Origin of the sequence: Mycolicibacter engbaekii, from assembly GCF_002101585.1 — a bacterium.
GTDB classification, from domain to species: Bacteria; Actinomycetota; Actinomycetes; order Mycobacteriales; family Mycobacteriaceae; genus Mycobacterium; species Mycobacterium engbaekii.
This window is the reverse complement of sequence record NZ_LQOT01000024.1, coordinates 106,062-132,339: the sequence shown is the minus strand read 5'-3', so window position 1 is coordinate 132,339 and position 26,278 is coordinate 106,062. Positions and strand designations below refer to the sequence as shown.

25 protein-coding genes are annotated in these 26,278 nt (G+C 70.0%); 8 read left to right on the top strand and 17 right to left on the bottom strand.

Going from position 1 to position 26,278, the window contains the following annotated elements; genetic code table 11:
- Positions 1-2 precede the first annotated feature (2 nt).
- Positions 3-389: a WhiB family transcriptional regulator gene (locus AWC02_RS06770; RefSeq protein WP_085128085.1), complete on the bottom strand. Its 387-nt coding sequence runs from the start codon at positions 387-389 to the stop codon at positions 3-5.
- A gap of 349 nt (positions 390-738) precedes the next feature.
- Between AWC02_RS06770 and cofD the strand changes: the two genes are divergently transcribed.
- Genes cofD through AWC02_RS06755 form a run of 3 tightly spaced genes read left to right on the top strand, consistent with a single transcriptional unit; the run spans position 739 to position 3,619 of the window.
- Positions 739-1,740, top strand: coding sequence for a 2-phospho-L-lactate transferase (gene cofD, locus AWC02_RS06765; RefSeq protein ID WP_085128007.1), 1,002 nt, complete (start codon positions 739-741; stop codon positions 1,738-1,740).
- The gene (locus tag AWC02_RS06760; RefSeq protein WP_085128006.1) at positions 1,737-3,077 is read left to right on the top strand and encodes a coenzyme F420-0:L-glutamate ligase; all 1,341 of its coding nucleotides are present in this window, start codon (positions 1,737-1,739) and stop codon (positions 3,075-3,077) included. Before cofD ends, AWC02_RS06760 begins: the two co-directional genes overlap by 4 nt.
- Positions 3,074-3,619, top strand: a complete 546-nt coding sequence (locus AWC02_RS06755; RefSeq protein ID WP_085128005.1) for an NUDIX hydrolase — start codon at positions 3,074-3,076, stop codon at positions 3,617-3,619. Before AWC02_RS06760 ends, AWC02_RS06755 begins: the two co-directional genes overlap by 4 nt.
- A 9-nt stretch (positions 3,620-3,628) precedes the next feature.
- On the opposite strand, the gene AWC02_RS06750 is transcribed toward AWC02_RS06755, so the two are convergent.
- The 4 genes from AWC02_RS06750 to rfbD form a co-directional block, all read right to left on the bottom strand.
- The gene (locus AWC02_RS06750) at positions 3,629-3,988 is read right to left on the bottom strand and encodes a hypothetical protein (protein ID WP_085128004.1); all 360 of its coding nucleotides are present in this window, start codon (positions 3,986-3,988) and stop codon (positions 3,629-3,631) included.
- 90 nt (positions 3,989-4,078) lie between these two features.
- The gene (manB, locus tag AWC02_RS06745; protein ID WP_085128003.1) at positions 4,079-5,152 is read right to left on the bottom strand and encodes a mannose-1-phosphate guanylyltransferase; all 1,074 of its coding nucleotides are present in this window, start codon (positions 5,150-5,152) and stop codon (positions 4,079-4,081) included.
- A complete protein-coding gene (locus tag AWC02_RS06740) occupies positions 5,149-6,036 on the bottom strand; it encodes a glycosyltransferase family 2 protein (protein WP_085128002.1) in 888 nt (295 codons plus the stop codon). The genes manB and AWC02_RS06740 overlap by 4 nt, the downstream gene beginning before the upstream one ends.
- 10 nt (positions 6,037-6,046) lie before the next feature.
- Positions 6,047-6,913: a dTDP-4-dehydrorhamnose reductase gene (gene rfbD, locus AWC02_RS06735; RefSeq protein ID WP_085128001.1), complete on the bottom strand. Its 867-nt coding sequence runs from the start codon at positions 6,911-6,913 to the stop codon at positions 6,047-6,049.
- 166 nt (positions 6,914-7,079) lie between these two features.
- Between rfbD and AWC02_RS06730 the strand changes: the two genes are divergently transcribed.
- The 4 genes from AWC02_RS06730 (at position 7,080) to ctpC (ending at position 11,936) form a co-directional block, all read left to right on the top strand.
- Positions 7,080-8,549 (top strand): LCP family protein, encoded by a 1,470-nt coding sequence (locus AWC02_RS06730; protein ID WP_207568009.1) that lies wholly within the window; start codon positions 7,080-7,082, stop codon positions 8,547-8,549.
- Positions 8,537-9,301, top strand: coding sequence for a TIGR03089 family protein (locus AWC02_RS06725; protein ID WP_207568008.1), 765 nt, complete (start codon positions 8,537-8,539; stop codon positions 9,299-9,301). The genes AWC02_RS06730 and AWC02_RS06725 overlap by 13 nt, the downstream gene beginning before the upstream one ends.
- A 96-nt stretch (positions 9,302-9,397) precedes the next feature.
- A complete protein-coding gene (locus tag AWC02_RS06720; RefSeq protein ID WP_046316225.1) occupies positions 9,398-9,679 on the top strand; it encodes a DUF1490 family protein in 282 nt (93 codons plus the stop codon).
- A 31-nt stretch (positions 9,680-9,710) separates the two neighbouring features.
- Entirely contained in the window at positions 9,711-11,936 is a 2,226-nt protein-coding gene (gene ctpC, locus AWC02_RS06715; RefSeq protein WP_085127999.1) for a manganese-exporting P-type ATPase CtpC, read from the top strand.
- Positions 11,937-12,041: 105 nt separating this feature from the next.
- Here ctpC and AWC02_RS06710 read toward each other — a convergent pair whose 3' ends face one another.
- The 10 genes from AWC02_RS06710 to AWC02_RS06665 all read right to left on the bottom strand — a co-directional run bounded on the left by AWC02_RS06710 (position 12,042) and on the right by AWC02_RS06665 (position 24,146).
- A complete protein-coding gene (locus AWC02_RS06710; protein WP_419179212.1) occupies positions 12,042-12,728 on the bottom strand; it encodes a cation diffusion facilitator family transporter in 687 nt (228 codons plus the stop codon).
- Between the two features lie 106 nt (positions 12,729-12,834).
- A complete protein-coding gene (locus AWC02_RS06705) occupies positions 12,835-14,802 on the bottom strand; it encodes a serine/threonine-protein kinase PknD (protein WP_085127998.1) in 1,968 nt (655 codons plus the stop codon).
- A gap of 84 nt (positions 14,803-14,886) precedes the next feature.
- Positions 14,887-15,999: a phosphate ABC transporter substrate-binding protein PstS gene (gene pstS, locus AWC02_RS06700; RefSeq protein WP_085127997.1), complete on the bottom strand. Its 1,113-nt coding sequence runs from the start codon at positions 15,997-15,999 to the stop codon at positions 14,887-14,889.
- An 83-nt stretch (positions 16,000-16,082) separates the two neighbouring features.
- The gene (locus AWC02_RS06695) at positions 16,083-17,237 is read right to left on the bottom strand and encodes an acetate kinase (RefSeq protein ID WP_085127996.1); all 1,155 of its coding nucleotides are present in this window, start codon (positions 17,235-17,237) and stop codon (positions 16,083-16,085) included.
- On the bottom strand, positions 17,234-19,333 hold the full coding sequence (gene pta / locus AWC02_RS06690; RefSeq protein ID WP_085127995.1) for a phosphate acetyltransferase: 2,100 nt from the start codon (positions 19,331-19,333) through the stop codon (positions 17,234-17,236). The genes AWC02_RS06695 and pta overlap by 4 nt, the downstream gene beginning before the upstream one ends.
- 116 nt (positions 19,334-19,449) lie before the next feature.
- Complete coding sequence (locus tag AWC02_RS06685; RefSeq protein WP_085127994.1) at positions 19,450-20,577, bottom strand: aminotransferase class V-fold PLP-dependent enzyme; 1,128 nt, start codon at positions 20,575-20,577, stop codon at positions 19,450-19,452.
- A gap of 64 nt (positions 20,578-20,641) precedes the next feature.
- Positions 20,642-21,226: a maleylpyruvate isomerase family mycothiol-dependent enzyme gene (locus AWC02_RS06680; protein WP_165757859.1), complete on the bottom strand. Its 585-nt coding sequence runs from the start codon at positions 21,224-21,226 to the stop codon at positions 20,642-20,644.
- 4 nt (positions 21,227-21,230) lie between these two features.
- Positions 21,231-22,400, bottom strand: coding sequence for an acyl-CoA dehydrogenase (locus AWC02_RS06675; RefSeq protein WP_085127992.1), 1,170 nt, complete (start codon positions 22,398-22,400; stop codon positions 21,231-21,233).
- A 14-nt stretch (positions 22,401-22,414) separates the two neighbouring features.
- A complete protein-coding gene (purE, locus tag AWC02_RS06670; RefSeq protein WP_085127991.1) occupies positions 22,415-22,930 on the bottom strand; it encodes a 5-(carboxyamino)imidazole ribonucleotide mutase in 516 nt (171 codons plus the stop codon).
- Complete coding sequence (locus AWC02_RS06665; RefSeq protein ID WP_419179208.1) at positions 22,923-24,146, bottom strand: 5-(carboxyamino)imidazole ribonucleotide synthase; 1,224 nt, start codon at positions 24,144-24,146, stop codon at positions 22,923-22,925. Before AWC02_RS06665 ends, purE begins: the two co-directional genes overlap by 8 nt.
- 174 nt (positions 24,147-24,320) lie before the next feature.
- On the opposite strand from AWC02_RS06665, the gene AWC02_RS06660 reads away from it, so the two are divergent.
- On the top strand, positions 24,321-24,971 hold the full coding sequence (locus tag AWC02_RS06660) for a GtrA family protein (RefSeq protein WP_085127989.1): 651 nt from the start codon (positions 24,321-24,323) through the stop codon (positions 24,969-24,971).
- Here AWC02_RS06660 and AWC02_RS06655 read toward each other — a convergent pair.
- Both AWC02_RS06655 and AWC02_RS06650 read right to left on the bottom strand, forming a co-directional pair.
- A complete protein-coding gene (locus AWC02_RS06655; protein WP_085127988.1) occupies positions 24,935-25,444 on the bottom strand; it encodes a PH domain-containing protein in 510 nt (169 codons plus the stop codon). The genes AWC02_RS06660 and AWC02_RS06655 overlap by 37 nt on opposite strands.
- A gap of 8 nt (positions 25,445-25,452) precedes the next feature.
- Positions 25,453-26,265, bottom strand: coding sequence for a biotin--[acetyl-CoA-carboxylase] ligase (locus tag AWC02_RS06650; protein ID WP_085127987.1), 813 nt, complete (start codon positions 26,263-26,265; stop codon positions 25,453-25,455).
- Positions 26,266-26,278 lie beyond the last annotated feature (13 nt).

The window sequence follows — 26,278 nt, the reverse complement described above, 5'->3', positions numbered from 1 at the left end:
GCTCAGATGATGCCGCGCTTGAGGCGCCGGCGCTCCCGCTCGGACAGGCCGCCCCAGATGCCGAACCGCTCATCGTGCGCCAGGGCGTACTCCAGGCACTCACTGCGAACCGCGCACCGCTGGCAGATCTTCTTGGCCTCCCGCGTCGAGCCGCCCTTCTCCGGGAAGAACGCCTCGGGGTCGGTCTGCGAGCACAGGGCACGGTCCTGCCACTGCTCGTTGGTGGCCGTTTCGGGGTCGAACGGGTCGAACTCGTCGTAGTCCTCGGGCTCGGGAACCAGACTCAGATGGGGCCGGCTGGGCATCGCGTCGAGCCCGGTCGGCAAAGCCATCTCGGCACCGGCGTGCGACGCCACCCCCATCACGCCCCAAAGGTGCTCATAGGACATGCTCCGCCTCCTCACCTGTAGCGCGATCCTGCTTATGTCGGCCGAATATCGAGATATTCACCATGCCATTCGAACATGTGATCGAATCTCGGTCTGCGACACCGAAATCGGCTGGCCAACCGGGAAAATGACACTAGTGTGATTAGACACGGGTTGATCAGCGGGGTCAAGCCGCTCGGCCAAATTCCTTACCATCTCGTGATCGATTTCCCACGTGTCCGAGACCGGCGAGTCCTTGTCATCTACCCCACACCGGGCCGTCGGCGTGTCTTACCGCGGGTCCGCCGAAGCCGTGCGATGACGGTCCGCCGCGGCGGGCGCCTGCCCGCCAACGGTACTGTCGTGCGCTGTGAAGGTCACCGTTCTGGTCGGGGGGGTCGGCGGCGCCCGTTTCCTGCTCGGCGTCCAGAAACTGCTGGGTTTGGGCCAATTCGCCGAGTCCGCAGCCGGCAACGGGACCGCTGCGCACGAATTGACCGCGGTCGTCAACGTCGGCGACGACGCCTGGATGCACGGGGTGCGCATCTGCCCCGACCTGGATACCTGCATGTACACCCTCGGCGGCGGCGTGGACCCCGAACGCGGCTGGGGGCACCGGGACGAAACCTGGCACGCCATGGAGGAGTTGGCCCGCTACGGAATGCAGCCGGACTGGTTCAGTCTCGGCGACCGGGACCTGGCCACCCACCTCGTCCGCACCCAGGCCCTGCGGGCCGGTTACCCGCTCACGGAGGTGACGTCGGCGCTGTGTGAGCGCTGGCAACCGGGCGCACGTCTGCTGCCAGTCACCAACGACAGCTGCGAAACCCACGTCGTGATCACCGATCCCGCCGACGGCGCCCAGCGGGCGATCCACTTCCAGGAGTGGTGGGTGCGCTACCGCGCCCAGGTTCCCACCCACGGATTCGGCTTCGTGGGCGCAGAGAAGGCCGCCGCCACACCGGAAGCCGTCGAGGCCATCAACGGCGCCGACATCGTGCTGGTGGCCCCGTCCAACCCGGTGGTGAGCATCGGCGCCATCCTGGCCGTGCCGGGCGTCCGCTCGGCGCTGCGCTCCACCGCGGCACCGATCGTCGGCTACTCCCCGATCATCGGCGGAAAACCCTTACGCGGTATGGCCGATACCTGCTTGAGCGTGATCGGCCTGGAGTCCACCTCGCGGGCGGTCGGCGAACACTACGGCGCACGCAGCTCGACCGGGATCCTGGACTACTGGCTGGTGCACGAGGGCGAGTCCGACGACGCCGACATCCCCGGTATGACCGTTCGCGCCGCCCCCCTGTTGATGACCGACCCGGCGGCGACCGCCGAGATGGTGCGCACCGGAATGGACCTGGCGGGCGTGCGATGAGCGAGCACGGCAGCGCCGCCAAGGTCGAGATTCTGCCGGTCACCGGTCTGGGCGAATTCCGGCCGGGCGACGATCTGGCTGCCGCCCTGGCCGCCGCCGCCCCGTGGCTGGCCGACGGCGACATCGTCGTCGTCACCAGCAAGGTGGTGTCCAAATGCGAGGGCCGGATAGTCCCGGCACCGCACGACGCCGAAGCACGCGACGCGCTGCGCCGCCAGCTGGTCGAGGCCGAGGCGGTGCGGGTGCTGGCCCGCAAGGGCCGCACCTGGATCACCGAGAATCGCATCGGCCTGGTGCAGGCCGCCGCCGGCGTGGACGGCTCGAATGTGGGCTCCGACGAACTGGCGCTGCTGCCGGTGGATCCCGATGCCAGCGCCGCGGCGTTGCGCGCGGGACTGGCCGAGCGGCTCGGCGTTGCGGTGGCGGTGCTGATCACCGACACCATGGGCCGGGCCTGGCGCAACGGACAGATCGACGTCGCAATCGGGGCGTCCGGTGTGACCGTGCTCAACGGCTACGCCGGTGCCGTCGACCGGCACGGCAACGAGCTGGTGGTCACCGAAGTCGCGGTCGCCGACGAACTCGCCGCCGCGGCCGACCTGGTCAAGGGCAAGCTCACCGATGTGCCGGTGGCCGTCGTGCGCGGGTTCTCCAGTCCCGACAACGGCTCGACCGCGGCGGCCCTGGTGCGTTCCGGTTCCGAGGACCTGTTCTGGCTGGGCACCGCCGAGGCCATCGAAGTGGGACGAACCCAGGCGCAGTTGCTGCGCCGATCGGTGCGCACATTCTCTACCGAAGCCGTTCCGGCGCAACTGATCACCGACGCCATCGCCGAGGCGCTGACCGCCCCGGCACCCCACCACACCCGCCCGGTGCGGTTCGTCTGGCTGCAGACACCCGGCGTGCGCACCCGCCTGCTGGACGCCATGGCGCAGCAATGGCGTGCCGACCTGACGGCCGATGGAAAGGCTCCCGAAGCCGTCGAGGCGCGCGTGGCGCGCGGCCAAATCCTTTACCAGGCACCCGAAGTCATCATTCCGATGATGGTGCCCGACGGCGCCCACCACTATCCCGATGAGCACCGCGCCGCCGCTGAGCACACCATGTTCACGGTCGCCGTGGGCGCCGCCGTCCAGGGCCTGCTGGTGGCGCTGGCGGTACGCGGCGTCGGCAGCTGCTGGATCGGTTCCACCATCTTCACCCCGGATCTGGTCCGCACCGAACTGGATCTGCCGTCCACCTGGGAACCCTTGGGGGCCATAGCCATCGGATATCCGACCGAGCCGCTTACGCCCCGCTCCCCGGCCGCGGTCGACGACCTGCTGGTGCGTCGATGACCCTGCACGAGTCCGCCGTCGCGACCCTGAGCTCCTGGGCCGCACCCGATTCCGCACAGGACACTCTGCGGCATGCGGTGCTGGCGTTTCTGGCCGCCCGCCCCGATGCGTGCCGGCGCGAATGCGCTGCCGGCCACATCACCGCGTCCGCGCTGGTGGTGGACCACACCGGCGAGAACACCCTGCTGACGCTGCACCCCCGGGTGGGCCGTTGGCTGCAGCTGGGTGGGCACTGCGAGGACTCCGACGCCGACATCACCACGGCCGCCCTGCGCGAGGCCACCGAGGAATCCGGGATCGTCGGCCTGCGGCTCGACCCGCGGTTGGCGGCCGTCCACGTGCATCCCGTGACGTGCTCGCTGGGCGTGCCGACCCGGCATCTGGATCTGCAGTTCGTGGCCCACGCGCCGGCAGACGCCCAGATCGGGATCAGCGACGAGTCACTGGCACTGCGCTGGTGGCCGGTGGCGGCGCTGCCACCGGATGCCGACGACGCCTTGGCATACCTGGTGCGGCGGGCCGTCGCGACCCATCGCGCCTGAGCCGGCGGCTCACGGAGAGTCGGTCACCCGCGTCCAGGGCTGGCAGTTCTGCGACTCGAAGGCCTTGACGGTGGCCGGAATGCTGGCATACATCGGCCCGACCGACGTGTTCGCGGCGACGACCTGGTCCTTGGCGGCATCGGGAGTGCTGTAGGTGAACCACGAACACATCGACTCCGGCGTCGGCACGTTGTTGATCCACACGCCGAAGGCCGACCCCGAGCCGCCGGTGCGGTAGAGGCCGGGTTCGATATCGGTGCCGACCTGAAAGACCCCGTTGCCCGGAATCGGGTCGAGCGGATCTGCGGCGGCGACCGGTGTCGCCATGGCGACTGCTGCGAGGCAGGTGATGAGGACCCTGGTGAACATGGCTATGACTATCCCCCGTTGACACTGCGGCTACCGCGGAAAAGTCCGAGAAGGGTGCCCGGTGAGCGCAGAGTCAGCGGGAAAACCGGCTCAGACGTCGCTGGAGTAACGGATTCCGCAGTCCGGGATCGACACCCCGGGCCACACCCGCGCCCCGCGCAGCAGCTCGCAACGCGCCCCGATGTCGGCGCCGTCACCGATCACCCCGTCGCGGATCAGCGCCCTGGGCCCGATCCGGGCGCCGAACCCGATGATCGAGCGTTCGATCACGCTGCCCGCCTCGACCTTCACACCGTCGAAGATCACCGCGCCGTCGAGCCGCGCACCCGGGCCGATCTCGGCGCCCCGGCCCACCGCGGTCCCACCGATCAACACCGCTCCCGGGGCTACCGATGCGCCGTCGTGCACCAGCGCCTCGCCGCGCCGGCCGCCCAGCGCCGGTGAGGACGCGATGCCGCGCACCAAATCGGCCGACCCGCGCACAAAGTCCTCGGGTGTGCCCATATCGCGCCAGTAGCTGGTGTCGACGTAGCCGCAGACCTTCACGCCGTCGGACAGCAGCGCGGGGAACACCTCGCGCTCCACCGAGACCGGGCGCCCCTGCGGGATACGGTCGATGACCTCCCGCGACAGCACGTAGCAACCGGCGTTGATCTGGTCGGTCGGCGGATCTTCGGTCTTCTCCAGGAATGCCGTGACCCGCCCGTCGCTGGTGGGTACGCAGCCGAAGGCGCGCGGATCGCCGACCCGCACCAGATGCAGGGTCGCGTCGGCCTCCTGCTCGCGGTGGTAGTCGTGCAGATCGGTCAGCTCCGCCCCCGACAGCACGTCACCGTTGAACACCATCGCGGTGTCATGGCGAAGCTTGGACGCAACGTTGGCGATTCCGCCGCCGGTGCCCAGCGGCTCCTCCTCGGTCACGTAGTCGATCTGCAGCCCCAGGGCGGCGCCGTCGCCGAACTCCTCGGAGAACACCTCCGGCTTGTAGGACGTGCTCAGGATCACATGCTCGATCCCGGCGGCGGCGATTCGCGACAGCAGGTGAGTCAGGAACGGCACGCCCGCGGTGGGCAGCATCGGTTTGGGTGCCGAGAGGGTGAGCGGCCGAAGCCGGGTGCCCTTACCCCCGACCAGGACGACCGCGTCGACTTGGCTCAGTGTCACGGAAGTCCCTTCGTCATGGTGCGGCGGGCACTGCGCACCGCCAGGTGTGAGCGCACCGCCAGTGCGCCCCGCATGCTCCAGCGCAGCGGGGCCCGCCACCAGCCAGTGTGCCGGTCGGCCAGGTAGGTGTAGGTGCTGCGGTGGTGCGCGGCCAGATTGCGCGCGGGGTCCCTGCCGGTGGCGTGACCCTTCTGGTGCAGCACCTCGGCGGATGGGACGTAGACATTGAGCCAGCCGGCCTTGGCCAGCCGATCGCCCAGGTCGACGTCCTCCATGTAGAGGAAATAGCGTTCGTCGAAGCCGCCGACCGCCTCGAACGCGGCGCGGCGCACCAGCAGACAGGCCCCGGACAGCCAGCCGACCGGCCGCTCGCTGGGTTCCAGGAGCTCCTGCCGGTAGGCGCGGGTCCAGGGGTTACCGGGCCACACCGGACCCACCACGGCGTGCATGCCGCCACGGATCAGGCTGGGCAGGTGCCGCGCCGAGGGGTACACCGAGCCGTCCGGCTCGCGGATCAGCGGGCCCAGCGTCGCCGCCTGGGGCCACCGAGCGGCCGCCTCCAGCAGCGCCTCGATGCTGCCCGGCCCCCACTGCACGTCCGGGTTGGCCACGATGAGGAATTCGCTGCGCTCGCCGCCCTCGGCGTCCAGCAGTGCCACGGCGGCATTGACCGCTCCCCCATAACCCAGGTTGGCCCCGGTATGCAGCAACTCCGCGTTCGGGTACCGCTGCGCGGCTTCCTCGGGAGAACCGTCGGTGGATCCGTTGTCGGCCATCACAACCCGTACCGGACGCTCGGTCGCCAACGACAACGACGCCAGGAAGCGGTCAAGATGCCAGCCCGGCGAATACGTCACCGTCACCACCGGTAGCGCCTCACTCACGGCGTAGAGGTTATCTGGCCAAGGCGGCAGACAATGCATCGCGCCACCGGCGCAGGGGCGGCAGGCCGGCCCGCGCCGACTCAGCCCCCGACAGCGCGGAGTAGGCGGGCCGGGCCGCCGGGCGGGGGTGAGCCGCGCTGCCGACCGGACGCACCAGGTCCGGATCGGCGCCGACCGCGGCGTACACCGCACGGGCCTGTTCGTAGCGACTCGCAGCCCCGGCGTTGGCGGCATGCAGCACCCGCGCGCTCGGCGGAGAGGCGGCTAGGGACAGCAGCGCCTCGACGAGGTCCCCGACGTAGGTCGGGGACCCGATCTGGTCGTCGACCACCTCCACGCGCGCACCGGCCGACGCCCGTTCCCGCATCACCGCGACGAAGTCCGAACCGCCCGCGGCGCCGGTGTAGACCCAGGCGGTGCGCACCACCAGCGCATCAGCAGATGCGGCCAGTACCGCGTTCTCACCGGCCAGTTTGGTGCGGCCGTAGACCGACAGCGGCCGGGTCGGGTCGCCCGGCTCGTACGGGCGCGGCGCGGCGCCGCCGAAGTCGCCGTCGAAGACGTAGTCGGTGGAGATGTGGATGAGCAGCGCACCGGCGCGCGCGCAGGCGTCGGCCAGGTGACCCGGCCCGGCGGCGTTGACGGCGTGCGCGCGCTCCGGGTCGGCCTCTGCGGCGTCGACCTGCGTATATGCCGCACAGTTGACCAGAACGTCGCCCGTTCGCAGGCCGATGCGCGCCACGGCGGCGGGATCGGTGATCTCGCACTGCGCCGAGGTCAGCGCCAGCACCTCATGCCCCGTCTGGGCGGCACGGGCCGCCAGGAACGCACCGACCTGGCCGCCGGCGCCGGTGATCACGATCCGCTGGCTCGTCATAGCCGCCGAGCTTATGCGGGCTTATTCGGCGGTCCCAGCTTCGCCTCTCCTCCGTCGAGCCTCGCTGAACCGCCGGGCTTATTCGGCGGTCCCAGCCGTCCCGCCGGGTCTGGCACGCCGGACTCGGCTACCGCAGTTACACCCGTGACACAAGTAATCTGAAGTGATGCCTGCGCAACGTGTGATTCGGGTGATCGCCACGGTGGCAGCCGTCACCGTCGTCCTGGGCACCGGTGTGGCCTGGAGCCGCGTCCGGTCCTTCGAGGACGGCATCTTCCACGTCTCCTCGATGGCGCTGGGCAAGGGCGGCTCCGACGGCGCCGTAGACATCCTGCTGGTCGGCATGGACAGCCGCACCGACGCGCACGGCAACCCGCTGACCCCCGAGGAACTCGCGGCGCTGCGCGTGGGCGATGACGACGCCACCAACACCGACACCATCATCTTGGTCCGGATCCCCAACAACGGGAAGTCGGCCACCGCCATCTCGATCCCCCGCGACTCCTACGTCGCGGCGCCCGGACTGGACAAGACCAAGATCAACGGCGTCTACGGAGCCACCCGGCTGGAAACCGCCGATGCGCTCGTGGCCACCGGGATGGATCCCATCCAGGCGCAGGCGCGCGGCACCGAGGCGGGCCGCGAGGCGCTGATCAAGACGGTGGCCGACCTGACCGGAGTCACCGTCGACCACTACGCCGAGGTGGGACTGCTCGGCTTCGCCCTGATCACCGACGCCCTCGGCGGCGTCGACGTCTGCCTCAAGGAACCGGCGTATGAGGAGCTCTCCGGCGCGGACTTCCCGGCCGGCTGGCAGCGGCTCGGGGGCGGCGAGGCGCTGAGCTTCGTGCGGCAGCGCCATGGACTGCCGCACGGCGACCTGGACCGGGTCCGACGTCAGCAGGCGGTGATGGCCGCGCTGGCGCACAAGGTCATCTCCGGCAAGACACTGTCCAGTCCTGGCACGCTGTCGCGGCTCCAGGCGGCGGTACAGCGTTCGGTGGTGCTCTCCGAAGGCTGGGACGTACTGGACTTCATCACCAAGCTGCAGGATCTGGCCGCGGGCAAGGTGGCGTTCGCCACCATCCCGGTACTCGAGGAGGCCGGCTGGAGCGACGACGGCATGCAGAGCGTGGTGCGCGTGGATCCCGGCCAGGTGGCCGACTGGGTGGACTCACTGCTGCACGAGCAGGACGAGGACAAGACCGAGCTGCTGGCCTACAACCCGGAAGAGACCACCGCCAGCGTGCTCAACGACACCGACATCAACGGCCTGGCCGCCGCGGTCTCCGGGGTGCTCGGCGCCCGGGGCTACGGGACGGGAACCGTGGGCAACAACGAGTCCGCGCATGTGAGCACCAGCCAGGTGCAGGCCGCCTCGGTCGACGACCCCGGCGCGCAGGCGGTGGCCCGGGATCTGGGCGGGCTGCCGGTGGTGTCCAACGATGCCGTCCCGACCGGAACGGTGCGCGTTGTGCTGGCCAACGACTACACCGGGCCCGGCTCGGGCCTGGGCACCGGCGACCGGACCGAGATGGCCGCCATCGCCCGCACCGCCGACGAGCAGGAACCCCAGATTCCCGCCGCCGCACCCATTCTGACCGCGGGAGCCAACGACCCGCAGTGCGTGAACTAACGTCGCCTGACGTGACCAACCTCAGTTCGGCGATCCTTGATCCGATCATGCGCGCCGACCCGGTGGGCCCGCGGATCACCTACTACGACGACGCCTACCACAGCACCGCCACCCCCGAGCGCATCGAGCTGTCCGCGGCGACGCTGGCGAACTGGGCCGCCAAGACCGGCAATCTGCTGCGCGACGAACTCGGCGCCGGAGCGGGCAGCCGGATCGCGGTGTTGCTGCCGGCCCACTGGCAGACGGCTGCGGTGCTGTTCGGCACCTGGTGGATCGGGGCGGAGGTGCTGCTCGACGCCTCGTGCGACGACGCCGATGTCGCGCTGTGCACCGCCGACCGGCTTGCGCAGGCCGACGGCGCGGTAGCCGCTGCCGGCGGCGAGGTCGCGGTGCTGTCGCTGGACCCGTTCGGGCGGCCCGCACCCGATGTGCCGGTCGGTGTCACCGACTATGCGACCGCCGTACGCGTGCACGGCGACCAGATCGCCGCCGAAACCCTCCCCGGCCCGGCCCTGGCCGGCATGTCCGCCGACGACGTGCTGGCGGCCTGCGCCACCAGTGCAGCCGCGCGGGGCCTGACCGCGGCGGACCGGGTGTGGTCGGCCCACGACTGGGACACCCCGGCCGCCCTGATCGACAACTTGCTGTCGGTGTTCGCCGTGGGCGCGTCGCTGGTGCAGGTCGCCCGGCCCGATCCGGATCTGCAGGAGCGCCGGCGGGCCAGCGAGAAGGTCACCCGGATTCTGAGCTGAGCGGCCGCGGCCCTCCCCACCACCCGGGCGACTCATGCATAAATGCTTATATGCTGATACTCTGGCCCGCAGAAACCCAGACACGAGGAGAGGCTCATGGCGGTGCAGGGATTGCTGGCAAAAGCGGCGTCGACGGTGTTCACCGGGCTGGTCGGCGTGAGCGCGTACGAGGTGGCACGCCGGGCACTGAACAAGGCCCCGCTGCACCAGGCCGCGGTCACCGCCACCGAATGGGGCCTGCGTGGAACGCGGCGGGCCGAGGAGGTCGCGGAGTCGGCGCGGCTGAAGGTGGCCGATGTGGTCGCCGAGGCCCGCGAACGCATCGGCGAGGAGGCCACCCCGCCGGCGGCAGCCGTCGCGCACGACCACGACCACTGACCGTCCGGCGCCGACGATGGGGAGCGCAGCGATGACAGGCAGCGGCGCTGCACAGATCACGCCCGGCGACGCGGAGTTGATCGTCGTTTCCGACGCGGCGGGCCGCATGCGGGTGCAGGCCCCGTGGGTGCGCGGCGATTCGCGCCGCGCGGTGGCCGCCGAGGAGGCCGCCGGCAGGGTCCACGGGGTGCGGACCGCGCATGGCTACCCGCGCACCGGCGCCGTGGTGGTCTGGTACTCCCCCCAGCGCAGCGACCCCGCGGAGATACTCGCCGCGATCGCGTCGGCGGCCACCGTCTCCGCGGAGCTGATCCCCACCCGCACTCCTCGCTCGGCCGACATCCGTAACACCGACGTGCTGCGCATGGTGATCGGCGGCGCCGCACTGGCACTGCTGGGGATGCGCCGCTACGTCTTCGCGCGGCCGCCCCTGCTGGGCCCCAGCGGCCAGCTCGTGGCGACCGGCGCCACCGTCTTCATGGGTTATCCCTTCCTGCGGGGGGCGCTGCGCTCGATCCGCTCCGGCCGGGCCGGCACCGACGCGCTGGTGACCGCCGCGACCGTGGCCAGCCTGGTTCTTCGGGAGAACGTGGTCGCGCTCACCGTGCTGTGGCTGCTCAACATCGGTGAGTACCTGCAGGATCTGACGCTGCGCCGCACCCGGCGCGCCATCTCCGATCTGCTGCGCGGCAACCAGGACACCGCCTGGGTCCGGGTGGGCCAAGGGCCCCCGGAAAACGCGGAATACACCGAGGTTCAGGTGCCGATCGACTCGCTGCAGATCGGTGACGAAATCATCATCCACGACCACGTGGCGATCCCGGTCGACGGCGAGGTCGTCGACGGCGACGCCATCGTCGACCAGTCCGCGATCACCGGGGAGACCCTGCCGGTCAGCGTGATCACCGGCGCAACCGTGCATGCCGGTTCGGTGGTGGTGCGCGGCCGCCTGGTGGTCCGCGCCACCGCGGTGGGAAGCCAGACCGTGATCGGCCGCATCATCAGCCGGGTCGAGGAGGCGCAGCACGACCGGGCGCCGATCCAGACCGTGGGCGAGAACTTCTCCCGGCGCTTCGTACCGGCGTCGTTCATCCTCTCAGCGCTCACCCTGGTGTTCACCGGCGATGTCCGCCGGGCCATGACCATGCTGCTGATCGCCTGCCCCTGCGCGGTGGGTCTGTCCACGCCGACGGCGATCAGCGCGGCGATCGGCAACGGCGCACGGCGCGGCATCCTGATCAAGGGCGGTTCTCACCTCGAGCAGGCCGGCCGCGTGGACGCGATCGTGTTCGACAAAACCGGAACCCTGACGGTGGGCCGGCCGGTGGTGACCAATATCGTTGCGATTCACCCTGATTGGCAACCCGAACAGGTACTCGCCTACGCCGCCAGCTCGGAACTGCACTCCCGGCACCCGCTGGCCGAAGCGGTGATCCGCTCCACCGAGGAACGCCGCATCAGCATCCCGCCGCATGAGGAGTGCGAAGTTCTGGTGGGCCTGGGCATCCGCACCTGGGCCGACGGTCGCACGTTGCTGCTGGGCAGTCCCAACCTGCTGCGCGCGGAGAAGGTCCGCATCTCCAAGAAGGCGGCGGCCTGGGTCACCAAACTGCGCGCCCAGGCCGAGACCCCGCTGCTGCTCGCGGTCGACGGCGTGCTGGTCGGGTTGATCAGTCTGCGGGACGAGGTGCGCCCGGAAGCCCGCGAGGTGCTCGAAGCGCTGCGCGCCAAAGGCATTCGTCGCATCATCATGCTCACCGGCGATCATCCGGAGACCGCGGCCGCGGTGGCGGACGAACTCGGCATCGCCGAATGGCGGGCCGAGGTGCTGCCCGAGGACAAGCTGCAGGTGGTCCGCGAGCTTCAGGACGAGGGCTACGTGGTGAGCATGATCGGCGACGGCGTCAACGATGCACCGGCCCTGGCTGCGGCCGACATGGGAATCGCGATGGGCCTGGCCGGTACCGACGTCGCCGTCGAGACCGCCGACGTCGCCCTGGCCAACGACGACCTGCGCCGGCTGCTCGACGTGCGGGACCTGGGCGCACGGGCCGTCGAGGTGATCAGGCAGAACTACGGCATGTCGATCGCGGTCAACGCCGCCGGACTGTTGATCGGCGCCGGCGGGGCGCTGTCCCCGGTGCTGGCGGCGCTGCTGCACAACGCGTCGTCGGTGGCCGTCGTCGCCAACAGCTCGCGGTTGATCCGCTACCGGCTGGACTCGGGCCCGTTGGCATCAGCCCCCGCAGTGCCGTAATCTGTCCGGGTCCCGACTGTTCCTGTCGAGCACCACCACCAGCTCCAGGGCAGTCGGGACTTCACGTTTCACACAGCGCAGCAATCGCGGGCGTCTCGGCAGCGCTCAGCAGCCGCAACCCTCGCCGCGCCAGGAGCGGCAGCCCTGCCACACCGAAACGCCGGCCACCCCCAGACCGATCAGCGGGTCCAGCCACCAGGCCCCGGCCCACTGCGCGGTAAGGGTCAGCCCCACCAGAACCGCAGCCGCCTGGACCGCACACAGATAGTTCTGCACTCCCTCGCCGACCGTCGCCGCCGAGCCCAGCCGGACGCCGAGCCGTCGCTGGGCTCGGCCCAGGATCGGCATCACCAGCGCGGCCGCGGCGGTGATCGCAATACCGATGACGCTGCCTTCACTGCGCTGATCGCCGAAGAAGTGGTGCACGGATTCCGCGGCGATGTAGGGCGCGTTGATCCAGAACGAGATCGCCACACCGATCTGGGCGCGGCGTTCAGCGGTGTCGGACAGCGTGCGGGCGCCGGTGAACCGCCAGATCACCACGGCCCCGGCCAGCGCCTCGGGAATGGCGCCCAGCGCCCAGCCCGTCAGGGCGATCGAACCGGCCGCCAGGCCCTGCCACAGGCCCAGCACGCCTTCGACGCCCACCAGGATCAGGCTTATCCAGGCCAGCCGCCGGGCCCAGACCGCGGCACGGCGCCAACCCGCGTCGTGAACGACGGGAACGCGGTGCTGGTGCCCCGCGTGATCATGATCGTGGTGCTCAAGGGTCGCCGCCGGAGCGTCGGTCACCGGGTAAGTGATGCCCGCTTCGGGGCCCACGACGCTACCGTCCACGCAAAAAATGCTACCTGGCGGTTCGATGAGGCAGCCGTCACAGACACAGTCCGCGCGAGCCTCAGCGGTTGCCGTTCACCTTGACGACGCGGTCGTTGCCGCGGTCGGCGACATAGACGTGGCCGTGCCGGTCGACCGCGACATCCAGCGGCGCGTTGAGCCCGGTGAACGGCAGCACCTCCGGGATCGCCGCGCCGGCCGCCAGTTTCACCACCCGGTTGCGGTTGTGTTCGGTGACGTAGATGTCGCCGGCATCGTCGACCGCGATGCCCCACGGCGCGACGATCCCGGCAAAGGGCAACACCACCTGTTCGTTGGTGGCGGCCGGCAGCTTGAGCACCCGGTCGTTGCCGGTGTCGGTGACATAGACGTTGCCGGCGGAGTCCACCGCCACCCCGTCGGGCCTGTCGAGGCCGACGAACGGCACCGTGGTCGAAACGTTGGTGTCGGCGTCGAGTCGCAGAACCACATCATTGCCGCGGTCGGCGACGTAGACGTTGCCGGCCGAGTCCACCGCCACCCCGTCGGGATCGTCGAGGCCGATGAACGGCAGCACCGTGTGAACATCGGAGCCGGCGTCCACTTTGACCACGCGACTGTTGACGTCGGAGAAGTACACGGTGCCGGTGTCGTCGACCACCACACCGCGCGGCTGGTACAGGTCGCTGTAGGGCACCACCGTGGATGCATGCGAATCGGCGGCCAGGCGCACCACCCGCCCGTGCATGCCGTCACTGGTGACGTAGACGTTGCCGTCGCCGTCCAGTGCCACCCCGCCCGGTGATAGCCGGTAGTCGAGTCCGGTGAAGGGCAGCACGTCCTGCGGGGGCGCAGCCACCGGTGTCGCCGACGAGGGCCGGGACAGCAGCTGCCCGACGCCGCCGACCACCATGACCGCGACGATCGCCGCGGCCGCCACCAGCACCGGCTTGCGCGGCGGCTGCCAGCGCCGCGACGGGGTGGGCAGCACCGGGGCTTGGTCGCTGTGCAGCAGTTGCGGCATCGGGAACGGCACCGGGGCCGGACCGCCCAGGCCGACGTCAACGGCACCACCGAATCGCAGCTCCGGCGGCGTCCCCGGCGCCCGGACCGGTTCGGTGCGGCTGAACCGGGGCTCGGGTTCGAGGCCTGCGGCCAGGTGCAGCGCGGGTTCGCCACGGCGCAGGATCCGGGCGACCTGGTGGCGTTCCGGCTCGGTCAGGGCCTGGTAAGCGGCTGCGGCGAACTCCCCGGCGCTGCTGTAGCGCTCCTCGGGTTTGGGCGCCAGCCCGCGCGCCAGCACCGCATCGATGGCCGCCGGGACCCGCCCGGGGCGCAGTGCGCTCGGCCGCGGAGGCTCGGCGGTGCGGCGCTCTTCGATCGCCTCGTCGACGGTGGCCGCCGCGAACGGGGGCACCCCGGTCAGGGCCTGCGCCAACACCGCGGCCAGCGAGTAGATGTCGGCGAGGTGCGTGACCGGCTCACCGGCCAGGCGCTCGGGCGCCATGTGGGTGATGGCGCCAGTCGCCGGGTCGGCCCGCACGCCCGGTTCGGCGATGGCCGCCGCGACACCGAAGTCGGTCAGATACGCCAGGTCGTCGCAGGTGAGCAGAATGTTCTCGGGCCGGACGTCGCGGTGCACGACGTAGGCATCGTGTGCCGCGTCGAGTGCCGCGGCGATCTGGCGTATGACGGCCACCGCTCGCGGCGGGCTCAGCGGGCCGTCCTCGGCCAGGACGGTGGCCAGGTCGGTGCCGTCGATCAGGCCGGTTTCCAGATAGAGGACGCCCTCGATCTCGCCGTAGGCGCGGATCGGCACGGCGTGCGGCTCGGTCAGCTGAGCGGCGGCCTCGGCCTCATCCTCCAGCCGGCTGCGAAAGGCGGCGTCGGAGGAGAGCGAGTCGCAGATCAGTGTGAGCGCCACGTTTTCGTGGTTGCGGGTGTCTTCGGCCCGGTAGGCCTCGCCTACCACTCCCTGGCCCAGCAGCCGGCCCAATTGGTACGGGCCGAATCGCGATCCGGTTCGCGAACCCGGCTCGGGACTGTTCACCGACGGCGCTCCCTTCGAGCACAGTGCCGCGCACTGCGGCGAAAGATTGGCTACCAGACTAACCGGGACCGACGCCGCAAACGCCTACGAGATCGCGTTCGCCGACGCCAGAAGCCGGGATGTGAGGGGTTCCGGTACGGGAACGAAGCCGTACTGGTCCAGGCCGTCCTGGCCAGGACCGATCGCGGCCTGCAGGAACGCCTTGACGGCCGTACCTGTGGCGGCGTCGGGGTATTTCGAGCAGACGATCTGATAGATGGCCGTCACGATCGGGTAGGCGCCGTGGTCGGCGGGTCTGTACAGCGACGCCGGGTCGAGCACCAGGTCGTTGTGCGGATTGCCGTCGGCGACGAACCTCGCCCCGGCGAGGGCCTTGCCGACCGACTCGACGGAGACCGCCACCGGCGCCGCGCCGGCGGTGATGAGCTGCGCCATCGGCAGCTGCTTGCCGACCGCGAACGACCATTCGCTGTAGGTGATGGAGCCGTCGGTGGCCTGCAGTGCCGCCGCGGCGCCGTTGTTGCCGACGACCGCTTCACCGACCCCGCCGTTGAAGGTCTCGCCGCCGCCGAACCACCCGCCGTCGGAGGCGACCTCGAGATACTTCTGGAAGGCGGCGGTGCTCGGCGACCGGTCGCTGCGGTACACCACGTGGATGGGCAGCGTGGGCAGCGCCGCACCCGGGTTGAGGGCCTTGATCGCGGGGTTGTCCCAACTGCCGATCGTGCCGCTGAAGATCTTCGCCAGGGTGGGCGCGTCCAGGATCAGGCCGGTGACGCCCGGGATGTGATAGGTGACGGCGATCGGGTCGAACACCAGCGGCAGGTGCCAGGCCGGCGAGCCGCACCGCTCCGCCGCCCGCTCCGGCTGCGTCTTGGCGGGATCCAGCGCCGCCTCGGAGCCGGCCAGGTCCAGGTCGTTGTCGATGAAGTCGTCGACCGCCGCGGCTGCGCCGCTGGCGCGGTAATTGAGCGTCCGGCCCGGGCACGCCGCGGTGTAGGCGTAGACGAACTGCTGGATCGCCTTCGCCTGAGCGCTCGGGCCGCCGGCGCGCAGCTCCTGCTTGCCGGCGCAGTCCACGGCCGCCGTCGGGGCCTCGTCCGGCACCGGCTCGCCCGCGCGACCGCCGCAGGACGAAACCGCCAGTGCGCCAACAACGAGCAGCGCGGTCAGCGACGCCGATCGGCCCCATTTCACAGGACGGAACTGTACCGCGATTCGCCGCGGGCGGGTCCGATACCGCCGGAGCGCCCCTGCCGCCACGCCCATCGGGCGCGTGTTCAGACGAACTTCCAGGCGGCCCGGGCGATCGCCAGCTCCTCATTGGTGGGGACCACCAGCACGGTGGTGGGCGATCCCGGCGCGGAGATGATGCGGGCGCCCTTGCCGGCGCGGTTGCGTTCGGGGTCCACCACGATGCCCAGGCCCTCCAGACCGGCCAACGCGTCTTCGCGCACGCTCGGCGCGTTCTCCCCCACCCCGGCGGTGAAGGCGATGGCGTCGACTCTGCCCAGCACGGCCAGATACGCGCCGACGTACTTGCGAAGGCGGTGAACATAGACGTCGTAGGCCAGCCTGGCGGCCTCGCCCGGCTCGCCTCCGACCGCACGCTGCTCCAGCAGCGCCCGGAAGTCGTTGACCCCGCAGAGGCCCTTGAGCCCGGAGCGGCGGTTGAGCAACTCGTCGAGTTCGTCGACGCCGAGCCCGGCCGTGCGGTGCAGATGGAACAGCACCCCGGGATCGATGTCGCCGCTGCGGGTGCCCATCACCAGACCCTCCAGCGGCGTCAGCCCCATCGACGTCTCGACTGCCACTCCGCCCCGGATCGCCGACGCCGACGCCCCGTTACCGAGATGCGCGACGATGAGGTTCAGCTCGGCGGGGTCACGGTCGAGCAGCACCGCGACCTCACCGGCCACGTACTCGTGTGAGGTGCCGTGGAACCCGTAGCGGCGGATGCCCAATCGGGTGGCCAGGTCGTGATCTATGGCGTAGGCGGCGGCCGCGGCCGGCAAGGAATGGAAGAAGCCGGTGTCGAACACCGCGACGTGCGGAACGTCGGGGAAGTCCTTGCGGGCCACTTCGATCCCGATCACGTTGGCGGGATTGTGCAGGGGCGCCAGCTCCGCCAGCCGCGCGACTTCGGCCACCACCTCGTCGGTGATCAGGGTCGGGCGGGAGAACAGCTGGCCCCCGTGCACCACGCGATGCCCGACAGCGCGGACGGCCGCCAGGTCGATGCCGGAGTCGGTGAGTTTTCGGTGGATCAGCCGCAGTCCGGCGGCGTGGTCCGCGACGGGGCTGTTCGCCTCGCCGATCTGCTCCACCAGGCCGGACAGCAGCGCGGTCCCGGCCTCCGGGTCGACCAACTGGAACTTGATCGACGACGAGCCGGAGTTGAGCACCAGCACCAGACCGGGCGCGCTTGCTGTCACTGGGCTGCTCCCTGCGCCTGGATCGCGGTGATGGCCACCGTGTAGACGATGTCGTCGACCAGCGCTCCCCGGGACAGGTCGTTGACGGGTTTGGCCAGGCCCTGCAGCACCGGGCCGATCGCGACGGCACCGGCACTGCGCTGCACCGCCTTGTAGGTGTTGTTGCCGGTGTTGAGGTCGGGGAACACCAGCACGGTGGCCCGACCGGCGACCGGCGAGTCCGGTCTCTTGGCTGCCGCCACCCCCGCGTCGACCGCGGCGTCGTACTGGATGGGACCGTCGGCGAGCAGGTCGGGGCGACGCTGGTGCACCAATTGCGTTGCGGCACGGACCTTGTCCACGCCGGCACCCGAGCCGGACTCGCCGGTCGAGTAGGACAGCAGCGCCACCCGGGGTTCGATGCCGAACGCCGCCGCGGTGGCCGCCGAGGAGATCGCGATGTCGGCCAGCTGCTCGACGGTGGGATCGGGAACCACCGCACAGTCGCCGTAGGCCAGCACCCGGTCCGACAGACACATCAGGAACACACTGGACACCGTCGACACCCCGGGCGCAGTCCGGATGATCTCGAACGCCGGCCGGATCGTGTGCGCGGTGGTGTGCGCAGCCCCCGACACCATCCCGTCGGCAATACCCTGGTGCACCATCATGGTGCCGAAATAGGAGATGTCGCGCATGATCTCGCGGGCACGGTCTTCGGTCATGCCCCTGTGCGACCGCAGCCGGGTGTACTCGGCGCCGAACGCGTCCCGCAACTGCGAGGTCTCCGGGTCGATCACGCGCGCGGCGTCGAGGTCCACCCCCAGCTCGGCGCCGCGGCGGCGCACCGCACCTTCGACGCCGAGCAACGTCAGGTCGACGATGCCGCGCGACAGCAACCGGCCGGCGGCCAGCAGAATCCGGTCGTCAGTCGCCTCCGGAAGCACAATGTGCCGGCGGTCTGCCCGGGCTCGTTCCAGCAGCCGGTATTCGAACATCTGCGGCGTGATGACGTTCGACGCCGGCACCCGGATCCGCTCGGCCAGCTCGGCACCGTCGATGTGCTTGGCGATCAGCGCGATAGCGGTGTCGATCTTGCGCAATGCGCCCACGGTGATCCGCGAACCGGTATGCGACACCTTTTCGGCGGTGTCGTAGGTGCGGTGGCTGGTGGCGATCAGCGGCAGTGTCGGCCGAAGACCCTTGACCAGCTTGTCGATAGCGGGATGAGGCAACAGGCCGCCGTTGAGAATGATCCCCGCCAGTGACGGAAATCCCTGCGCTTCATGGGCGTTCACCAAAGCCAGCAGCACGTCGGACCGGTCGGCCGGCACGATCACCACCTGGCCCTCGGACAGCCTGTCGAGAATGTTCTCCGCGGTCATGCCACCGACCATGACGCTGAGCGCCTCCCGGCGAAGCAACTCCGGGTCGCCGCTGTAGACGGTGCCGTCCAGCGCCGAGCAGAGTTCGGCCATCGTCGGGGCCGACAACAGCGCCACCTCGGGAACTGCGAACACCGGCACATCGATGTCGGGCAGCTGCTGCGAGATCGCCTGGCTGACATCGCAGAGCCGGTCGGGATCGCAGCGGTTGGCGATCACCGCCGCCGGATGAGCGTGTACCGCAGCCACTTCGGCCAGGCAGCGTGCGGTGATATCGGCGACAGACTGGGCGTCGCGGTTGTAGCCGTTGACCGCAAGCACCAGCGGCGCGCCGAGATTCACCGCGACCCGGGCGTTGAAGCTCAACTCGCTCGGGTTGACGACGTCGGTGTAGTCGCTGCCGACCACCAGCACGGTGTCGCAGTGCCGGGCGACATCGTGGAATCGCGAGACGATCTCGCCCAGCGCCGCCTCCCGGTCGGCGAAGACCTGCTGATAGGTCACGCCGCGGCAGGAACTGTGGTCCTCGATGGCGGCGGTGGCATGCTCGAGCAGCAGTTCGAGTTGCCCGTCGGGCTCGTCGAGCGACCGCACCACCGGGCGGAACACCCCGACGCGGGCCGAGGAGGCCGCCAACAGGTGCAGCAGGCCCAGCGCGAGCACGGACTTGCCGGAGCCGCCTTCGGCAGCGGCGAGGTAGATGCTCGACGCACCGGCAGATGTTTGCGACATCGGATCAGACCCATTCTCCGGATGCCCGGGCGACACCGTAGGCCGCAGACAGCGACATGTGGTCAAGCCTAATCAGATACCCCAGCCCGCGCAGCCCACCGACGTGCACTGACAGCTCAGGCGATCTGGTCGATCGCGCGGCTCAGCCGCGCAACCGTTCCCTCGACGTCGGCCAGCTTGTCCAGCCCGAACAATCCCACTCGGAAGGTGGAGAATGTGTCCGGCTCGCCGCATTGCAGGGGCACTCCCGCCGCGGTCTGAATCCCCTGGGCCAAAAACTTTCGCCCGGTCCGGATCTCGGGGTCGGTGGTGTAGCTGACCACCACACCGGGGGCTTCGAATCCCGGTGCGGCCACGCTGGGGAAGCCGCGTTCGGCCAGCAGCGCCCGGACCTTGCGCCCCAGCGTGAACTGCTGCTCTTGCACCGCACCGAAGCCGCGATCACGGGTCTGGGCCATGGCGTCGCGCAGTCCGGTGATGACACCGGTCGGCATGGTCGCGTGGTAGGCATGCCCGCCGTTCTCGTAGGCGATCATGATCTCGCGCCACTTCTTCAGGTCGAGCGCGAAGCTGGTGCTGGTGGTGCGGTCCATGACATCGACGGCCCGCTCGGACAGACAGACCATCGCGCAGCCCGGCTCGGCGCTCCAGTCTTTCTGGGGTGCGGTGACCAGGACGTCGACCCCCAGCGTCGCCATGTCCGCCCAGACCGCACCGGAGGCGATGCAGTCCAGCACGAACAAACCTCCCACTGCCGCGGTCGCCGCGCCGACGCGCGCCAGATAGTCGTCGGGCAGCAGGATCCCGCTGGCGGTTTCGACGTGCGGGACGCACACCAGCGCGGGCCGGGTTCGCGCTATGGCCTCCTCGACCTCGTCGATGGGCGCGGGCGTCCAGGGCGCCTCGTCGCCGTCGCCGGTCGGGCGGGCGGTGAGAACAGTGACGCGGTCGGTGATCCGGCCGGTCTGAAGAATCTGGCTCCACCGGTAACTGAAGAACCCGTTGCGCACGACCAGCACCTCGGCGTCGTTGGCGAATTGGCGCGCCACCGCCTCCATGCCACACGTGCCGTTGCCGGGCACGATGACGGCCGCGTCGGCGTGGTACACCTCGCGGAGCATGGCCGAGACCTCGTTCATGACCGACTGGAAGCGTCCGGACATGTGGTTGAGTGCCCGGTCGGTGTAGACGACGGAGTACTCGAGCAGACCGTCGGGGTCGACCTCGGGCAGTAGTCCTGGCATGAAGCCTCTCCTAGGTGGGACGGACAGCGCCGAATGCCCATGTCGGGCCGGCGCGGTGGGCTGATCACTGCTGCAGGGGCACGCCTTCGATCTGCACCTCGGCGACGTTCCGGCCCCCCAGCCACATGCCCAGCGCCTCCGCGGTGCCGCGGACCACGCGGCCCCGGCCCCGGGGCCGGCCGATCCCATTGGTGGGCTCGACCCGGTAGCGCAGCAAGGTCGGCTGCAGCTTCTGCACGGTCAGGCTCACACCCTCGGCGAGGATGGCGGCCTCTTCGACGGGCGGGATCGTCCGGGTACGGCCCAGGCCGCGCAGCACATCCTGGTGATGCATCGCCACGTCGCCCAGCAGCAGGCCGGCCAGCGCCCGGTCCGGCACCTGCGCCCAGCGGCGGCCGGCAGCGATCAACTCCGCGCGACTGAGCCGGCGTCCGGCGGCCACCGCCTCGGCGTTGATCCGGTGCAACCGCCACGGGGCGCGCAGGTAGCGGCCGATCTCGGCGGTACCGATCAGGTGCGACAGCACATCGCGCGGCGACCAGTCTGTGCACAAGGTGGTGCCGTGGTCGAATTCGGCGTCGGTGAGCCCGTCAACCGTGTCGACGAACGCGTGCCGAGCGTGTCGGGCGATCTCGATTCGGGAGCTCACGATGTCAGCGCAGGAGGTGCCGGCTCATCACGACGCGCTGGATCTGGTTGGTGCCCTCGTAGATCTGGGTGATCTTGGCGTCACGCATCATCCGCTCGACCGGGAAGTCGGTGGTGTAGCCCGCGCCGCCGAACAACTGCACCGCGTCGGTGGTGACCTCCATGGCGACGTCGGAGGCAAAGCACTTGCTGGCCGCCGAGATGAAACCCAGACCGGTCTCGCCCCGCTCGGCGCGCGCCGCGGCCGAGTACACCATCAGGCGGGCCGCCTCGAGCTTCATCGCCATGTCGGCCAGCATGAACTGCACACCCTGGAAGGTGCTGATGTTCTTGCCGAACTGCTTGCGGTCCTTGGTGTACTCGATCGCCGCGTCCAGCGCGCCCTGGGCGATGCCCACCGCCTGGGCGCCGATCGTCGGACGGGTGTGGTCCAGGGTGCGCAGCGCCGTTTTGAACCCGGTTCCCGGCTCGCCGATGATCCGGTCCCCCGGAATCCGGCAGTTCTCGAAATAGAGCTCCGTGGTCGGCGACCCCTTGATGCCGAGCTTGTGCTCCTTGGGCCCGATGGTGAAACCCTCGTCGTCGATGTGCACCATGAAGGCCGAAATCCCGTTGGCGTCCAGATCCGGATCGGTCACGGCCATCACGGTGTACCAACTGGACTTGCCGCCGTTGGTGATCCAGCACTTCGACCCGTTGAGGATCCAGTCGTCGCCGTCGGCCTTGGCGCGCGTGCGCATCGCCGCGGCGTCACTGCCCGCTTCGCGCTCGGACAGCGCGTAGGAGGCCATCACCTCGCCGGCGGCGAGCGCCGGCAGCACCTGCGCCTTGAGCTCTTCGGAGCCGGACAGGATCAGCCCCATGGTGCCGAGCTTGTTCACCGCCGGTATCAGCGACGACGAGGCGCATACCCGGGCCACCTCTTCGATCACGATGCAGGCCGCGACCGAGTCCGCGCCCTGCCCGCCGTAGGCCTCGGGCACGTGCACCGCGTTGAAACCCGATGCGTTCAGCGCGGCCAGCGCCTCGTCGGGGAACCGGGCCTGCTCGTCGACCTCTTTGGCGTACGGAGCGATCTCCTTCTCCGCCAGCGCCCGAATCGCCGCCCGTAGTTCGTCATGCTCCTGCGGGAGTTTGAACAGGTCGAACGACGGATCCCCGGCCCACCCAGACATGACAGCCTCCTAAGCTACTCGCCGGTAACTTTACCTTGAAGCATCGCGTCCTTCGCAAGCACGCTCTGTGCCAACTGGTCTTGATAATCCACCATTCGCGCCCGCAGCGCAGCGTCGGCCGAGCCCAGAATGCGCACCGCCAGCAAACCTGCGTTGCGCCCACCACCGATGGACACGGTGGCCACCGGCACGCCCGCCGGCATCTGCACGATCGACAGCAAAGAATCCAGCCCGTCCAGGCGCGCCAACGGGACCGGCACCCCGATCACCGGCAGGGGTGTGGCCGAGGCCACCATCCCGGGCAGGTGCGCGGCGCCGCCGGCCCCGGCGATGATCACCTGGATGCCGCGTCCCGCGGCGTCGCGCGCGTAGTCGAACATCCGCTGCGGCGTGCGGTGCGCCGAGACCACCCCGACCTCGAACGGGACGTCGAACTCGGCGAGCGCCAGCGCCGCCTCCTCCATCACCGACCAGTCGCTGTCGCTGCCCATGATGACGCCGACCCGGGGACCGGGCTTGTGCTCACTCATGCGGATTCCATCCATCGCTCCATTCCCCGTGCGACAACCAGTGTGCCGCGCTTTCGGCCCGCTCGCGCAGCGTCGCCGAGTCCTTGGTGTCATGCCCGAGCAGGTTGATATGGCCGATCTTGCGACCGGGCCGTTCGCCCTTGCCGTAGAGGTGGACCCGGGCGTCGGGATACCGCGCGAACAGATGGTGCAGCCGCTCGTCCATCGACATCGACGGGGTCTGCGCGGCGCCCAGCACATTGGCCATCACGGTCAGCGGGGCGATCGGCGTGGTGGCGCCGAGCGGATAGTCCAGCACCGCGCGCAGATGCTGCTCGAACTGGCCGGTGGCCGCCCCGTCCATGGTCCAGTGCCCCGAGTTGTGCGGTCGCATCGCCAGCTCGTTGACCAGCAACTGGCCCTCAGCGGTCTCGAACAGCTCAACGGCCAGCACACCGACGACCCCCAGCTCATCGGCCAGCCGCAGCGCCAGTTGCTGGGCGGCGGCGGCTGTCTCATCGGAGAGGTCGGGGGCCGGCGCGATCACCGTCACGCAGATCCCGTCTTCCTGCACGGTCTCGACCACCGGCCAGGCCGCGCCCTGGCCGAACGGTGAGCGGGCCACCAGTGCGGAAAGCTCGCGGCGCATCACCACGCGCTCCTCGGCCAGCACCGGTACTCCGGCCGCCAGATAGTCGGCGACCACCGCCCGGGCCTGGGGCAGGTCGTCGACCAGGGAAACCCCACGGCCGTCATAACCGCCCCGGGCCGCCTTCACCACCATCGGCCCACCGGTCAGCTCCGCGAAACGCTCAAGGTCTTCGGTGGTCTCGATCGCGGCGAAGCGGGGCACCGGCGCCCCCAGCTCCGCCAGTCTGCGGCGCATCACCAGCTTGTCCTGGGCGTGCCGCAGAGCCGCCGGTGGCGGTGCGACGTTGACCCCTTCGGCGACCAGCCGGTCGAGCAGTTCGCCCGGGACGTGCTCGTGGTCGAAGGTGAGCACGGTGGCGCCGTCGGCAGCGCGGCGCAGGTCGTCGAGGTCGGTGTGGGAGCCCAGTACGACGTCCGGGGTGACTTGGGCTGCCGGCTCGTCGGGAGCGGCCGCCAGCACCCGCAACCGCTGTCCGAGCGCGATCGCTGCCTGATGGGTCATCCGCGCCAGCTGACCACCGCCCACCATGGCGACCAGGGGGCTGCGGCCATCCGATGGCGGCGGGGTGGTTGCGGCGTTCGGCACGGGCAATATCGTGTCACGCCCGTACGCGGCGATCGCAAGTGCGGCGCAGCCGCACGCAGCGGGTCGCCGCCTCAGGCACAGCCGATCGCAAGTGCGGCGCGGCCACCTGGGCGCCCCAGGGTCGTTACGCAGTCGTTAGGTGGGAAGGGTGCCGAGTCCGTACACTGGCAACTTGTGTCTTTTACCGACGCCACCATCGCCCGCCTGCCGCGGGTGATCCGCCCGCTGGCCGAACGCCATCACGAGTTGATCAAGTTCGCCATCGTCGGGGCAACCACATTCGTCATCGACTCGGCGTTGTTCTACACGCTCAAGCTGACGATCCTGTCTCCCAAGCCCGTCACCGCCAAGGTCATCTCCGGGATCGTCGCGGTGATCGCCTCCTACATCCTCAACCGGGAGTGGAGCTTCAAGGACCGGGGTGGCCGGGAACGCCACCACGAGGCCCTGCTGTTCTTCGGCGTCAGCGGCGTCGGTGTGCTGTTGTCTATGGCCCCGCTGTGGTTCTCCAGTTACGTGCTCGGGCTGCGAGCGCCCATGGTTTCGTTGACCGTCGAGAACCTGTCAGACTTCTTCTCGGCCTACATCATCGGCAACCTGCTGCAGATGGCGTTCCGGTTCTGGGCATTTCGCCGCTGGGTCTTTCCCGACGAGTTCGCCCGCAGTTCCGAAGCCGCGCTGGACGCCACGCTGCAGACCGGCGCGCTCGCCGAGGCGATCGAGGACTCGCTGGAGGCCGGCGGGGACACCGGCGTGGTGACCTTGTTCAGGCGCCCGGCCCGTCGTCATCAACCGCCGGCGGACGGCCTGTCGAAGACTTCGTGATAGAGCAGCGTGTGCACCTGCTCCACGCGCGGAATGTCATAGAACTCCAACGGCTCCTGTGACGCCGACTCGATGATCAGCGTGCCGGTCCGCAGGATCCGGTCGATGAACCCGTGGACGAACTCCACACTGTTGATCCGCGCCAGCGCGATGTCGATGCCGCTGCGGGTCAGCAATCCGTGGCGGAACATCACCCGCCGGTCGGTGACCACGAAATGCGTGGTCAGCCAGCTCAAGAACGGCCAGAGCGTCAGCCAACCGACCACCACCAGCCAGATCGCCCAGATCACTGCGAACACGACGTTCTTGGCGGTCGGATCCCAGGCCAGCGGGTTGATCAGACCGGCGGCGAACGCCGCGCAGGCCGTGGCCAGCAGCAGCACCAGCACCGGCGCAATCAGGCGCTTGACGTGCGGGTGCCGGTGCAACACGACGTGCTCATCGGCGGCGAGCACGCTTTCCGGATAACCCACTGGCAGCCCTATTCGTTGGGCCGCAGCCGGGTGACGTCGCCGGCAGAGACGGTGACGGTGCCATCGCCGGTGTCGATGACCAGGCGCCCCGTGTCATCGATGGATTCGGCCAGTCCCTCCACGCGCCGGCCACCGGGTATGTCGGCGCGCACCTTGGCGCCCAGCGTGCAGCTGTGCCGCCGGTAATCCGACAGCAGCGCGTCGTCGGCGCCACCGGCCGCACGCCAGGCCGCGATCCGATCCGCCAGGTTACGAAGGACCTTGGTGGCCACAATGTTTCGATCGACTACCGGGGCACCGAGCATGGCCAGCGACACCGCCGTCGGCTCCGGCGCTTCCTGCGCCGTCATGGTCACGTTGAGTCCGAGACCCACCACGATCAGCTGCTGGGGCGCGGCCACTTCGGCCAGGATGCCGGCCAGCTTGCCCTCCCCCACGATGACGTCGTTGGGCCACTTGAGGCCGACGCGCAGGCCCGCGACGTCGGCGATGGCATCGGCCACCGCAACCCCGGTGGCCAGGGGCAGCCACCCCCAGCCGGATGTGGGCACGGTGTTTGCGGCAACGCCCACCGACAGCGCGAGCTGGCTGTGCGCCGGGGTGCTCCAGTGCCGACCGTGCCGCCCACGACCGGCGGTCTGGTGCTCGGCCAGCAGCACGGCCCCGTCGATGTCTTCCCCGGCGGCCGCGCGCGCCAACAGATCGGCGTTGGTGGAACCCGTGCTGTCGACGACATCCACGACACGCCACGGGCCGTTGGGCGTGGTCAGGCCCGCCCGCAACACCGTCGCGTCCAGCGGCGGCCGGGGCGGAGAACTCATTGCGCCAGCTTAG